This is a genomic window from Streptosporangium subroseum (genome assembly GCF_900188345.1).
In the GTDB taxonomy this organism is placed as follows: Bacteria; Actinomycetota; Actinomycetes; order Streptosporangiales; family Streptosporangiaceae; genus Streptosporangium; species Streptosporangium subroseum.
Genome location: NZ_FZOD01000034.1, coordinates 56,651 through 69,217 on the forward strand (window position 1 = coordinate 56,651; position 12,567 = coordinate 69,217).

Here is a 12,567-nt window from a genome sequence, read left to right on the forward strand (position 1 = left end):
ACCGTGCGGGTCTCGTCGACGTTCTCCTTGGTCCGCCGCGCCGTCCCACCGATGCGCATGCCACTTCTCGCTTGAACCTGACACCAATGTCAGGTCCTACCGTTCCGGCATGACGCAAGACCTGAATCTCTTCGAGTACACCCCGATCACCGAGCGCCCGACGATCACCTGGCCCGGCGGCGCCCGGGTCGCCGTGTATGTCGGGCTCAACATCGAGCACTTCCGACTCGGCAGCCCGTCCACAAGCATCTGGCCCGGCACCGCGGACCTGGTGCCCGACGCGCTCAACCACGGCTGGCGTGACTACGGCGCCCGAGTCGGCATCTGGCGCATCACCGACATCCTGGACCGGCATGGCGTCCGGGCCAGCGTGCTGCTCAACTCCGACGTCGTCCACCACTACCCACAGATCGTCAAGGCCGGCGTCGAACGGGACTGGGCGTGGCTTGCGCACGGGCAGACCAACTCGATCCTGCACACCGGCATGGACCGCGACGACGAACGCCGCGTCCTCACCGAGATCACCGACACCATCGCCGAGGGCACCGGCCACCGGCCGCGCGGCTGGATGGGGCCCGGCCTGACCGAGACGTTCCACACCCCGGAGCTGCTGGCCGATCTCGGCTTCCGCTACCTGCTGGACTGGACCAACGACGACCAGCCGTACCCATTGCGGGTACCCGGGATGATCAGTGTCCCCTATTCGGTCGAGCTCAACGATCTGATGCTGTTCGGCACCGGCACGACCGGGCCGGAGTTCCTCCAGATCGTCACCGACCAGTACGAGCAGTTGCACGCCGAGTCCGCGCACAGCGGCCGGGTCATGGCGCTGGCCCTGCACCCGTTCTCGATCGGCCAGGCATTCCGTGCGAAGTACCTTGACCGGGCGCTGGCGTACCTGGCGGCGCAGCCGGATATCTGGCTGACCACCAGCGACGAGATCGCCGAGCACTATCTGCGTACCGCCGACCCACGCCGGGGCTGATCACCGGCCACCGGCCGACGTGACACCCTCAGGGTCTTCCCATCGACCGCTGATCGCCGTTTTACCAAGATCAACGACCGCATGGACCTTCCCCCCGGTTACCGGGATCCCGGCCGCGCATCCTCACCTTCGCCGAACCTTCGCCGACCCGGAGGTGGCGTCGCAGGCGCCCGGGTCGCGGTGCAACGCCGGCGTCCCCGGCGCGGTCCCGCTGCGCATGGCCGCCGAAGACCCGTCGTGCGAGGGCATCCTGGTCAACAGCGCTACTAAGCTGATCGGCATCATCATCAGTGGGGCGTCCGCGTCAGCCATCGCTCAGGGGCCGGTCTGGCGGGATCGGCCGCGTCGCGGCGAAAGATTTCTTCGGGGCTGTGTCGATCGGCGGGCCGCTCGTTCGACGTATGGGGGCGAGGGCCGAGGGACGGCCCCGCCGGACGAGGAGAACGCGATGTCGAAGTACCTGCTGATCATGCGGGGCACCGATGAGACGAACGCGGCCATGATGGCTGATATCGACGAGATGATGGCCACGACCCGCCAGTTCATCGAGGACATGATGAAGGCCGAGGTCCTCATCGCGGCCGAAGGGCTGGACGATCCGGGCCAGGGCGTCGTGGTCGACTTCAGCGGAGAGGCGCCGCTGGTCACGGACGGGCCGTACGGCGAGACCAGGGAACTGTTCGGTGGCTACTTCATGCTCGATGTCGCCACGAAACAGGAGGCGGTCGAGTGGGCCAAGCGGGTCCCGGCGGTCCGTGGGTCCAAGATCGAGGTCCGGCGGGTGGCCGAGGCAGACGAGGTCCCGCCGGGCAGCGAGAGCAACGGCCAGATCTGATGGGTACGGCCGACGTCGAGGCCGTCTGGCGGATCGAGTCGGCCCAGATCGTCGCCGCGCTGACCCGGTTCACCGGTGATTTCGGGCTGGCCGAGGACGCGGCCCAGGAGGCGGTGGCCGAGGCGCTGGTGTCGTGGCCGCGTGCCGCTCCGGCCAATCCGGCCGGCTGGCTGATGGCCACGGCCCGGCGGCGGGCGATCGACGCGATCCGCCGCCGGACCGCCCTCCAGGATCGATACGCCCTGCTGGCGGCCGACCCCGCGGTCGACCAGGAAATCGACCCCGACAGGATCGACGACGACGTCCTGGCACTGATGTTCGTCAGCTGCCACCCGGTGCTCTCCCGCGAGGCCCGGGTGGCGCTGACCCTGCGCGTGGTCGGCGGCCTGTCCAGCGAGGAGATCGCCCGCGCGTTCCAGGTACCCGTGCCGACCGTGCAGGCCCGCATCACCCGGGGCAAGAAGAGGATCGCGGCGGCCGGGGTGCCGTTCGAGCTGCCACCGGCCGGCGAGCGCCGGGAACGGCTGGGCGGCGTGCTCAGCGTCCTCTACGTGATCTTCACCGAGGGGTCGACGGCCACGTCTGGCGACCGGCTGCTGCGCCCCGACGTCGCGTACGAGGCGATCCGGCTGGCCCGCACGCTGGCCGCGCTGCAGCCCGATGAGCCGGAGGTGCACGGCCTGCTCGCGTTGTGCGAGCTGACGGCCGCGCGCTTCCCGGCCCGGACCGGCCCGGACGGCACGCCGGTCCTGCTCGAGGACCAGGACCGGCGGCTGTGGGACTTCTCGGCGATCCGCAGGGGGCTGGCCGCGCTGGCCAGGGCGTCGACCCGCGGCCTCGGCCCCTACGGCCTGCAGGCCGCGATCGCCGCCGTCCACGCGTCGGCGCCCTCGGTCGAGGCGACCGACTGGGACCGGATCGTACTGCTCTACGAGGCGCTCGGCCGGGTCACACCCTCGCCGGTGGTCGAGCTCAACCGGGCCGTTGCCGTGGCCATGGCCTCGGGGCCGGTGCAGGCCCTGGCCATCGTGGACGAGCTGATCGCCTCGGACCGGCTCCCCGGTTCGCATCTGGTTCCGACCGTACGCGGGGAGCTGCTGGCCCGCCTCGGTCGGCGACCGGAGGCGCGCGCCGAGCTGGAGCTGGCCGCCCGGCTCTGCGCCAACCAGCGCGAACGCTCAGTGCTGCTGCGCAAGGCGGCTGCGCTGGACTGACTTCCCCAGCGCGGCCGGCCCGGATTCGAGCGCGGCCCGGATGCCGCCGAGCGCGAGGGAGTATTTCACCGCCCGCCGAGACGGCGAGTCCGACTGTGCTCTTCCGCCGCGAGTCGCGCGCTACCCGCTGTTGCGGCGGCCGACGCCGGCCGGTAGGCGGACTGACGCATCTCCATCCGGAGATCGGGGGACCGACGGCTACGCGACGTTCGCCCGAGCCAGGACCTTGCGGAGGCGCTCGTCGGCAAGAAGGCAAACGGAGCCTGCTGCGACACCAGTTCGGGGCAAGATGTCCGTGTGACCGCACTCGTTCTCCTCGAAACCGCCGTCGACCTCGACGAGCGGGCTGACGGCGACCCGCGCCGGGTATCGGTGTCGGCGACGCTCTCGGCCGTCCTCGACAACGGTCGCCAGATCACGCTGCTCGATGACCGAGGCTGGGGCAGCACCAGACTATTGGAGACGACGACGGTCGGCGAGATCGAGGACACCGCTCGGACCGTGGTCGGCCCGGACGAGCCGGCCGAAGGTCAGACCCACGAGGAGGTGGCGGCCGCGTATTGGACGCATCTGGCCGCCGTTCTGGGAGAGCATGGCGTGGCAGCGGGTTCGGACGCGCTGCGGATGCTCCCGCACGCCGTCGTACTCAGCGACCGCCTGCGCAGCCGGGTCAGAACAGCCTGACCGGCTGAGCGTTCTGCGTGAGCGCGACCTCCAGACCGGCGACCTCCCCGGCCTCGCCCGGCCTGCATTCTCCGCCCCGGCGACACGCTGACCGACATGCGAGCAGATCTCCGGCAGCGACTACGGAACGCCGATCACCCAGATCCAGCCCACAGCCAAGATCAATACTGACTACCAGTACACCGGCTACGTCCCGCGCCTCCAGGCAAGCACAGAAACGGACTCCAACACCCCCATGACCACTTCCTGGATCACCCGTCCCGAGACCGCCACCGACCTCGCCCAGATTCGCGAGGTCAACCTCGCCGCCTTCCCCACCCCTCACGAGGCCGATCTGGTCGAGGCGCTACGCGCCGACCAGCAGGCGTGGATCCCCGGCCTGTCCTGGGTCACCGAGGCACCCGACGGCTCCATCACCGGATTCGCGCTGCTCACCCGCTGCCACGTCAACGGCTCTCCGGCGCTCACCCTGGGCCCGTGCGCCGTCAGGCCCGAGCGCCAGCGGCGCGGCGCCGGTTCCGCCGCCATCCACGCCGCCCTCGACGCCGCCCGTGAGTACGGCGAGAACCTTGTGCTCGTGCTCGGCCACGCCGACTACTACCCGCGCTTCGGCTTCACCCCGGCCTCCGGCCACTCCATCCGGCCGCCCTTCGACGTCGAGGACAAGTACATGATGGCGCTCGTCTTCGACCCCACCCTGCCCGTGCCGTCCGGCACCATCCGCTACCCGGCCGCGTTCGGAGTCTGACCCAGTCCCTCCGGGACAAGATCACGGCCATCCAGAGGTTCGGCGCTCCCGGCCGCTCCTGGACTACAGCCGCTCCGTTCTTGTGACGCACATGTCCGCGGGCGGCGGCCGGCGGGGTCGGCCATCCGGTCCTGCCGCCACAGGTCATCGTCGAGTTGCTCGCTGATGACGACTGGCAAGTGGTGGAGGCGGCGGCCGCCAATCCGTCGCTGCCGCCCGCAGTGATGTCGAAGCTGGTGCCCTAACCGGCGAGAAGAACTTCGATGACCGCTCTGGAGTTGGAAGACGATGTTCTTGGCGGCATCATCGCCTGGTACTCCACCGTCCACACCGTGACAGATGAGTTGCCGGCGATGCTCACCGAGTTCCACCGGGTCCTGGCTCCGGGCGGCCACCTGCTGCTCGCCTTCAAGGTCGGCGACGATAGTGCGCGCCTGGAGCAGGCCTACGGCCACGCGGTATCGCTCGATTCAGGCGGCCGGCACCACGTTGTGGTTGATCCGGAACATGTTGGCCGGGTCGTAGATCTTCTTGACGGCCCTCAGGCGCTCGTAGCGTTCCGGGCCGTAGATCGCGGCGGCGTCGGTCGCCTCTTCCGGGGCGAGGTTGTTCACCAGGCGCCGGTCGCCCTGCCAGGGTTCCATGCCGTCGAGCAGCACGGCGACCGACTTCTTGAGCTGCTGCTCCTGCGCCAGCGGGCCGACCTCGACACCCAACAGGCTGTACGGCAGGCCCCTGGTTGCCACGGAGTTGGGCACCGCGGGCTCCCGGTCCCACGCCCCGCCCAGGGCACGCAGTTCGGCGATCCACAGGGTGGTGCCGGAGCCCGGGCCGACGAGTTCGACCAGCTTGTCCTGCGCCTGCGCGGGGAACTCCCGCAGCATGATGCCCCGTTCGTAGTAGGGCAGCGGTTCGGTCGGCTCGTTGTGGATCGACGCGACCTCGGCGTACGGCATGTCCCTAACGGTGTCCAGGACCGCCGGAGCCACCGCCCGCAGCGGCGCGATCATCCGCTCGCCGTCCGCTACCGTGCCGTTGTAAGCGAACCGCAGAGACACCACGAACGTCCCGCGCAGTGGTTCGGGCACTTCCGGCAGCGGTGGCAGCCGCATCGCGGCGAACGAGGAGATCATGGTCTCCGGTGTGCCCGGGTGCCAGGCGGTCCAGGCTCGCAGCACGTCGGCCATCCGCTCACCGGGGAAGTAGATGCCGCCGCCGTAAAGACGGGGCACCGGGAACAAGGCGAATTCCAGCGCGGTAACCACTCCGAAGTTGCCCTTGCCGCCGCGCAGCGCCCAGAACAGTTCGGGTTCGGACTCCGCGTCGACATGCCGCAGTTCGCCGTCCGCGGTCACCACGTCGAGCGAGTGCACATGGTCGGCGGCGTAGCCGTGGGAGCGGCCGAGGGTCGGGCTGAGACCACCGCCCAGAGTGTAACCGGAGACTCCCACCGTGGGATTCGACCCGTTCAGGGGAGCCAGCCCCGCCTTGGCCGCCTCCGCGACGACCTCGGACCATATCGCTCCGGCGCCGACCCGGGCCGTGCGGCCGATCACGTCGATGGCCACGTCATTCATCCGATGGATCGCGATCATGACGGCACCGTGCGCCGGGCCGACCATCTGGTGGCCGGTGGTCTTCACCAGGACCGGCCGGTGCTGCCCCGCCGCGAAAGCGACGGTGGCCTGGACATCGGCCACGCTCTCCGCCACCACGATCACCGCGGGCGCCAGGTCGTGATTCAGGTTGAAGATGGCGCGTTCGTCGTCGTATCCCGCGTCGCCCGGCAGCAGAACCGAACCTGCCACCGCGGCCACGAGGGCCGCCGCATCCTCCGGCAGGACCGGCGGCAGGGACGAATCGGTGAAAGTCATGGCATGCGTCCTGTTGCTAGTACGAATATTCGACTTTGCGCTGCCTGTTCATGGGGGCTCCGAGGCGCGATCTGTTCGAAATCCATGGTGCCGCGACCCCGTCGTTGTCTGCCGCCTTCATCTAGCCATAAACCACTCAAATAGGGACGGATAATGACAATCGATGGAATTGGGCCGCCCTTGACCGCATGCGGGCATCGCCGATGACGCTGGTACGAGCCAGGAGAGACCCGCCCAGCGTGCGGGCCGCTCAGTCCTCGATGTGGAGCGGGAACGCGCTGTCGAGCAGCCTCCCGAGCCGGAGGACCTCACCACCGCCGGACACCGGCGGCCTTCCTCACCGTGGCCGGGCGGATCACGGGAATCGTCAACGCTCATCGGCGCGAGCCCTTGACGCCGGGCTCGTGATCCTTAACCGCGCGGTATCGGGTGATCACGGCTTGGCCCGCGGGATGACCCTGCGGAACTTTCCGCCGGGCTCCTGCTGGGGTGCTTCGTCGGAGCGCTCGAGTGTGACGTCGCCGGCCCCGTGCTCTTTGAGGAGCTGGGCGAGGTCGGCGAACACCGTCCGCCACACGTGGTCGGGGTCGGTACCGCCAGCGATCCTGAGGCGTACACGCAGCGTGCCGGGCGCGGTCTGGACGATCTGAAACATCTCGACGCCGGTCGTACGATCCACAGGAGATCGCCGACTTCATGAGCGCGCAGGTCATTGGCACGCTGATCGCCATGGTCTTCCGTTTCTGGGCGTTCCGGAAGTGGGTCTTCCCCGACGAGGAGGCCCACCCCGGCCGCGTACGGCTGGCTCCAGCTCCCAAGCCCAAGGACGAGGCGGCCTGATCCGCCCCTCCACTCGCCGGGTGGCCGCGGTGCATTGCCGCATCTGCGCGGGGGAGGTTTTCACGGTGCTGATTTCTGTAGGCGCTGGAGGAGCAGGCCCGGGCCGCCACCGTATGCTCGTCACCCTCGACGACCCCGCCACCATCGAGCAAACGGCCGGCATCGCCTACTGACTCTCAGGCGGGAACCGTCGGGGATGGAGCCCACTTCGATGACGTCGGGCGGGCGGCGGCGAGCGGTGTCGGCGGGATGTTGTGCGTGACACCGAAGGTGTTGTCAGGGTCGTACAGGCGCTTGACGGCGCGCAGCCGCCGGTGGTCGGCGGCGGTGTAGGCGTCTGCGGTCCGGGTCGAGTCGTGCAGGAAGTTCAGGAACGCCCCGCCGCTGGTGTGCGCGCGCAGGGCGTCGGCCAGGACCGGAGAGCCGGCATCGGCGATCACCGACAGGCGGGTGGTGCGGTGGCCGACCGGGCCGGCGTCGGGGCCGGGGCGGCCCATGGCGCCGCCCCAGTGCCGGATCTCCACGGCCGGCCCGTCGTACGGCTCGGCGACGCGTATGATCGCCGCGATCGCCGAGTCCGGCAGCTCCTTCAGGAGTTCGACCTGGCTGGGGGCGATGCCGCCCATGGAGGCCTCGGCGTACGGCATGGTGCGGAAGTCCTCGATGAGCGCCGGACCTGCGGCTCGCCACAGCGGCCGCAGCAGTCGCCGGCCCTGGTCGGCGCTCCCCGCGTACAGCGCTTTGAGCTGCAGGACGCGGCGGCCGCGCACGAGTGGGGGCACCTCTGGATCGTCGGGCATCGAGGTCAGTGACAGTGCGGTGCTGAGCTCGTCGGGCAGCCCGGTGATCCAGTCCCGGTAGAAGGTCACGATCTCGCCGGCGCGTTCCACCGGGAAACAGGCGGCGCCCGTGAAGACCTGGGCCACCGGGTGCAGCCGGAACTCCAGCGAGGTGACCACGCCGAAGTTGCCGCCTCCGCCGCGCAGCGCCCAGTACAGATCGGGGTGGCTGTCGGGAGCGGCGGTCACGAGCCGTCCGTCGGCCGTGACGACCTGGGCGCGCAGCACGCTGTCGGCGGCGAAGCCGTACGCGCGGGAGAGCCAGCCCAGGCCGCCGCCTAGGGTGTATCCGGTCACGCCGACGTCGGCGTGCGAGCCCGACAGAGGGGCCAGTCCGAACGGCTCGGCGGCCGTCATGACCTGGCCCCATCGGGCGCCGGGGCCGACGCGGGCGATGCGCCGGCGCGGATCGAGGAGTGCTCCGCCCATAGAGGACGTCCTCAATAACAGGCCGCCGTCGCAGGGCGCGTGGGTGCCGTGCCCGGTCGCCTGCACAGCCAGTGTCAGGCCGGCGTCCCGAGCCGCCACGACCGCCGCCCGTACGTCCTCGGCGCTGGTCGCCTCGGCTATCAGAGCGGGTCGCTGGTCGATCGGTGTGAACAGCGGGCGCCGGTGCTCTTCGTATCCGGCTTCGCCGGGAAGGTGCACAGCGCCGGCGAAGCCTGCGCGCAGACGGCGTGCGGGGATGGAGGTGTTCCTCGATCCGGTCAGGGTCATGATGACCGATCCCTTCTGGGTGTTCGCCGGTCCTGCGATGGACTAAGCGGAGGGCTCGGGGCGGTAGGTGAGGACGACGGTGCCGCCGGCGAAAACGGTGGAGTCGGTGAGGGCCAGGGTGGCGGCGCTGTCGACGCGGAACAGGGGCTCGCCCTGGCCCTTGATGACCGGGAAGATCCACACTTTGTACTCGTCGAGCAGGCCGGCTTGGGCCAGGGCGTCGGTGAGGCGGCCGCACCCCCAGATCAGGATGTCCTTGCCGTCCTGTTCCTTGAGCTTGGTGACGTGCGCCACGAGGTCATCGCTGGGGATCACCGTCGTGGGGTTCCACGCGGAGACGTCGACCGGCTGGGACGCGACCACGTACTTGGGAATGGAGTTGACGTGGTCCGCGTAGGGGTTGCCGGATATGTTCGGCCAGGCCTGGGTCATGCCCTCGTAGGTGATGCGGCCGAGCAGCAGGGCGTCGGCGCCGAGCGTCATGGACAACGCGTAGTGCTGGGACTCGGCGTCGGAGTACTGCAGCGACCACTCGTGCGGGTTGTCGATGAAGCCGTCGAGGGTGGCGTAGGTGGATGCAATGATCTTGCGCATGGCCTGCCTCTTTGGTTCAGGGGGTGGGATCAACTGAGACTTACGATATAGTCACGATCAATTATCGTCAATGATCGTGACTAAAAAATTCGGAGAGGATTTCCATGGGCATCACCGGCAGAGGCCCTGACCTGGGCATGCTCACAGGTCAGCTCATGCGGGCCATTCAGGAGGAGCTGTTCCACACCCTGGCTGAGCAGGGGCACCCCGACGTGAGCCCGCGGCACGGAACGGTCCTGGCATTCCTCGAGCCCGGCGGCACCCGCGCGACCGATCTGTCAGCCTGGTCCGGCCAGCACAAGCAGATCGTCGGCACGATCACCGACGAACTCGTCCGCCTCGGCTACGTCACCCGCCAACCCGACCCCGCCGACCGTCGCGCCAAGCTCATCGTTCCCACCGACCGCGCCCTGGACGAGGTCGCCAAAGCCCGCGCCACCCTCGCCGCGATCGAAGACCGCTACGAACAGGCCCTCGGCGCCGACCGGTACACCGCCTTCAAGGACACCCTCCAGCAGATCACCCGCCACCAACGTGCCTGGAACGAGACCACCACGGCAGCGCGGCCCGCGACCTGACGCTGTGGGCAGAGATGAGCCGATCAGGGAGGCGGACCAAGTACGGGAGGAAGGGGCAGCGAGCCGTCCCGTGTGACGGCCGGCGGACGCGCGTAAGCAGATCACCGCCCACGCGGGTGCCGCCGCGTCCTCTGCTCGGCAAGGGTCTCCTCAGCGGGGCGGGGTGACCCCGTTGAACCAGTTCCGCGTGGCGACAGCGGTGTTGTGCTCGCGGTCCCCGGTCACGGTGATGCGTTCGAGGGCGGCGATGTGGTCCTCGGTGAGGATGATGTCGGCGGCGAGACTGTTCTCCTGGAAGAACGCCGGTCGGCGGGTGCCGGGGATCGGGACGACGTCGGGCGCCTTGGCGAGCAGCCAGGCGAGCGCGACCTGACCGGTGGTGGCGCCGAGGTCGGCGGCGATGCCACGGACGACGTCGACGGTCGACAGGTTGCGGTCGAAGTTCTCCTCGGAATACCAAGGCAGGCCGCTGCGATGGTCCTCGTGCTTCAGGTCGTCCCGGGAAGTGATGGCACCGGTGAGGGCGCCGCGACCCAGCGGGCTGTAGGGCACGATCCCGATGCCGAGTTCGCGGGTGAGCGGGAGGATCTCGTCCTCGATGCTCCGCTCCCACAGCGACCACTCGGTCTGGAGCGCGGTGATCGGGTGCACGGCCGCGGCGCGGCGGATGGTGTCGGGCGCGGCCTCGGACAGGCCGAGGTGGCGCACCTTTCCTTCGGCGACGAACTCGGCCATGGCGCCGATGGTGTCCTCGATCGGGACCGTCGGGTCGACGCGGTGCTGGTAGTACAGGTCGATGTGGTCGGTGCCCAGGCGCCGCAGGGACCGTTCCAGACGCTCGCGCGCGTAGGCGGGACTGCCGTCGATGCGGGCTTCGGCCCCGCCGAACGGGGCGGAGACGATGCCGAACTTCGTCGCGACCACGAACTCGTCGCGGTGTCCGGCGATCGCACGGCCGACGATCTCCTCGCTGTCCCCGTAGCCGTCGGCGGTGTCGATCATGGTGACGCCGAGCTTGGCGGCACGGTCGATGATCTCCCGGGCCACCGCGTCCGGGTCGTACTCTCCGCTCTGCCCGTAGGGGTTGGCGAAGCTCATCGCGCCGTAGCCGATGGCTCCGACCTCGAGACGGTTGGGGCCGAGGAATCGGGTGGTGATGCTCATGACCAAGGTCCTTTCCGGGCGGCGGACATGCCCGCACTCGGGGACGCGTCCGCTCGCAACTATGTCCTCAACTGAGGACAACTATAGTCCTCAGTTGAGGACATTTGTCCTCGGCTGAGGACAAATGTTAAGGGTGATCTAGAACGAGAGGCATGGCCACCGATGCGCGCGCTTCCACGTCCCGGCGCCCAGCTGCACTTTGGTTCTCCTGTCTCATTTATGGAGTTTTGGGCGATTTATCTCCGGGTAGCCCCCGGAAGAGATCTCCTGGGGGTCCTGCGATGAACGATCATGCCGATGGGATGACGAGACGGGAGTTCTCCTTCCTGGGGGCGGCGCTGGGCAGCCTGCCGCATCTGGGAAGGCTCCCCCAGACCGCAGCGAGTCCCACGCCGAGCCCGGGCAACGGGCAGCGCGCTCCGGTCGGTTTTGTCCTCGGGCATGAGCAGTTCCGCACGCCGCAGCTCGTGTCAGCCGCCGAGCGTGCCGACCGGGCGGGATTCACCCACGTCTGGACGAGTGACCACTCCCACCCCTGGCAGGACAACGAGGGCCACTCCATGTTCCCGTGGATCACCCTGGCTCTGATAGGCGACCACACGTCCAAGGTGACGTACGGCACCGGCGTGACCTGCCCGCTCTACCGCCACCACCCCTCGCAGGTGGCGCAGGCGTTCGCGTCGCTCGGTATCCTCACGCCCGGCCGGGTGTTCCTCGGCGTCGGCACCGGTGAGTCCCTCAACGAGCAGGCCAGCACCGGTCGTTACGACCGCTACCCCGAACGCCGTGCCCGGCTGATCGAGGCCGTCACGCTGATCCGCAAGCTGTGGACCGGCGAGCGCACCACGTTCAAGGGCGACTACTACCGCACCGACCAGTTCAAGCTCTACGACGTACCCGACAAGGCGGTGCCCATCTACATCGCCGCGAGCGGCCCGAAGAGCGCCTACACGGCCGGCCGGTACGGCGACGGCTGGATCGCCCAGACCAAGGACATCGCCGACCCGCAACTCCGCACGGAGTTCGCGCGCGGCGCCCGCGCCGCCGGCCGGGACCCCGACACGATGCCGAAACTGGTGGAGACCTGGGTGGTCGTCGGCGACCAGGCGCAGGCCGAGTACGCGGCGAACCTGTGGCGGTTCACCCCGGGCGGTTTCGGCGACCTGCTGTACCAGCCCAACCCGGTCACCATCCAGCAGATCGCCGAGAAACGCTGGCCCCTGCCCGAGGTGTACGGGCCATGGCCACGCGGCACCGATCCCGGGGTGCACATCAAGGCCCTGCAGAAGATCGTCGACACGGGCGGCGTCCCCATGGTCCATTCCGGCCAGGCCGACCAGGCAGGTGTCATCGACTTCTACGGCCGCCAGGTGCTTCCCCACGTGCACCGCTGAACTGGACTGCTTCACCCACGCCGGGGGCCGTAAACAGGCCAAGTCCGCCGAGCTGAAACGCAACATTCTGGCCGTGTTGATCGCGATGGCCGCCAACCTGG

At 69.2% G+C, this 12,567-nt stretch carries 13 protein-coding genes; 8 read left to right on the forward strand and 5 right to left on the reverse strand.

Annotation, left to right across the window (positions count from 1 at the left end):
• The first annotated feature begins 109 nt into the window (after positions 1-109).
• The 5 genes from CHC08_RS28515 (at position 110) to CHC08_RS28540 (ending at position 4,466) form a co-directional block, all read left to right on the forward strand.
• Positions 110-985 (forward strand): polysaccharide deacetylase family protein, encoded by an 876-nt coding sequence (locus CHC08_RS28515; RefSeq protein WP_089210454.1) that lies wholly within the window; start codon positions 110-112, stop codon positions 983-985.
• A 448-nt stretch (positions 986-1,433) separates the two neighbouring features.
• Complete coding sequence (locus CHC08_RS28525) at positions 1,434-1,820, forward strand: YciI family protein (protein WP_089210456.1); 387 nt, start codon at positions 1,434-1,436, stop codon at positions 1,818-1,820.
• Entirely contained in the window at positions 1,820-3,034 is a 1,215-nt protein-coding gene (locus CHC08_RS28530) for an RNA polymerase sigma factor (RefSeq protein WP_089210457.1), read from the forward strand. Before CHC08_RS28525 ends, CHC08_RS28530 begins: the two co-directional genes overlap by 1 nt.
• A gap of 297 nt (positions 3,035-3,331) precedes the next feature.
• Positions 3,332-3,718: a hypothetical protein gene (locus tag CHC08_RS28535; RefSeq protein WP_089210458.1), complete on the forward strand. Its 387-nt coding sequence runs from the start codon at positions 3,332-3,334 to the stop codon at positions 3,716-3,718.
• 235 nt (positions 3,719-3,953) lie between these two features.
• A complete protein-coding gene (locus CHC08_RS28540) occupies positions 3,954-4,466 on the forward strand; it encodes a GNAT family N-acetyltransferase (protein ID WP_179282260.1) in 513 nt (170 codons plus the stop codon).
• Positions 4,467-4,936: 470 nt separating this feature from the next.
• Here CHC08_RS28540 and CHC08_RS28545 read toward each other — a convergent pair whose 3' ends face one another.
• Entirely contained in the window at positions 4,937-6,340 is a 1,404-nt protein-coding gene (locus CHC08_RS28545) for an FAD-binding oxidoreductase (RefSeq protein WP_089210460.1), read from the reverse strand.
• A 433-nt stretch (positions 6,341-6,773) separates the two neighbouring features.
• The gene (locus tag CHC08_RS28550) at positions 6,774-7,019 is read right to left on the reverse strand and encodes a hypothetical protein (protein WP_089210461.1); all 246 of its coding nucleotides are present in this window, start codon (positions 7,017-7,019) and stop codon (positions 6,774-6,776) included.
• A gap of 17 nt (positions 7,020-7,036) precedes the next feature.
• On the opposite strand from CHC08_RS28550, the gene CHC08_RS28555 reads away from it, so the two are divergent.
• Positions 7,037-7,180 carry a GtrA domain-containing protein gene (locus tag CHC08_RS28555; RefSeq protein WP_218825528.1) on the forward strand — a complete coding sequence of 48 codons (144 nt, stop codon included), beginning with the start codon at positions 7,037-7,039 and terminating at the stop codon, positions 7,178-7,180.
• 176 nt (positions 7,181-7,356) lie between these two features.
• Here the strand turns inward: CHC08_RS28555 and CHC08_RS28560 are convergent, their stop codons facing one another.
• Positions 7,357-8,736: an FAD-binding oxidoreductase gene (locus CHC08_RS28560; protein ID WP_089210462.1), complete on the reverse strand. Its 1,380-nt coding sequence runs from the start codon at positions 8,734-8,736 to the stop codon at positions 7,357-7,359.
• Between the two features lie 42 nt (positions 8,737-8,778).
• The gene (locus tag CHC08_RS28565) at positions 8,779-9,330 is read right to left on the reverse strand and encodes a dihydrofolate reductase family protein (protein WP_089210463.1); all 552 of its coding nucleotides are present in this window, start codon (positions 9,328-9,330) and stop codon (positions 8,779-8,781) included.
• Between the two features lie 104 nt (positions 9,331-9,434).
• Here CHC08_RS28565 and CHC08_RS28570 point away from each other — a divergent pair, with 104 nt between their 5' ends.
• Positions 9,435-9,908 carry a MarR family winged helix-turn-helix transcriptional regulator gene (locus tag CHC08_RS28570; RefSeq protein WP_218825529.1) on the forward strand — a complete coding sequence of 158 codons (474 nt, stop codon included), beginning with the start codon at positions 9,435-9,437 and terminating at the stop codon, positions 9,906-9,908.
• 150 nt (positions 9,909-10,058) lie between these two features.
• On the opposite strand, the gene CHC08_RS28575 is transcribed toward CHC08_RS28570, so the two are convergent.
• Positions 10,059-11,072: an aldo/keto reductase gene (locus CHC08_RS28575; protein ID WP_089210464.1), complete on the reverse strand. Its 1,014-nt coding sequence runs from the start codon at positions 11,070-11,072 to the stop codon at positions 10,059-10,061.
• A 302-nt stretch (positions 11,073-11,374) separates the two neighbouring features.
• Between CHC08_RS28575 and CHC08_RS28580 the strand changes: the two genes are divergently transcribed.
• Positions 11,375-12,466: a F420-dependent hydroxymycolic acid dehydrogenase gene (locus CHC08_RS28580; RefSeq protein WP_089210465.1), complete on the forward strand. Its 1,092-nt coding sequence runs from the start codon at positions 11,375-11,377 to the stop codon at positions 12,464-12,466.
• The last annotated feature ends 101 nt before the right edge of the window (positions 12,467-12,567 follow it).